This is a genomic window from Paenarthrobacter sp. AB444 (assembly GCF_028736865.1).
In the GTDB taxonomy this organism is placed as follows: Bacteria; Actinomycetota; Actinomycetes; order Actinomycetales; family Micrococcaceae; genus Arthrobacter; species Arthrobacter nicotinovorans_B.
On record NZ_JAQZBY010000041.1, the window covers coordinates 1 to 238 of the forward strand.

The 238-nt window shown below is 68.9% G+C and carries 1 protein-coding gene; it reads left to right on the forward strand.

Going from position 1 to position 238, the window contains the following annotated elements:
* On the forward strand, positions 1-238 hold a 238-nt coding region (locus tag PQ627_RS19935), incomplete at both ends, for a TasA family protein (RefSeq protein WP_274263030.1).

A 238-nucleotide genomic window follows, 5' to 3' on the forward strand; every position in this document is an offset into this window, starting at 1 on the left:
CTGGTCGGCACCGCAGCCGCCGTCGCCGGCATGGGAACCTACGGCGCGTTCACCTCCTCGACCTCCGCCTCCCAAGCCGTCACCGCAGGCACCGTCACCATCGCCCTGGGCGCCCCCGGCCCCGCCAACACCCTCAACGTCCCCATCGCAGGACTCCTGCCCGGGGACAAAGTCGAAAAGCTCGTCACCCTGGCCAACACCGGCAACTCCGACCTGAACAACGTCACCCTCACCACCA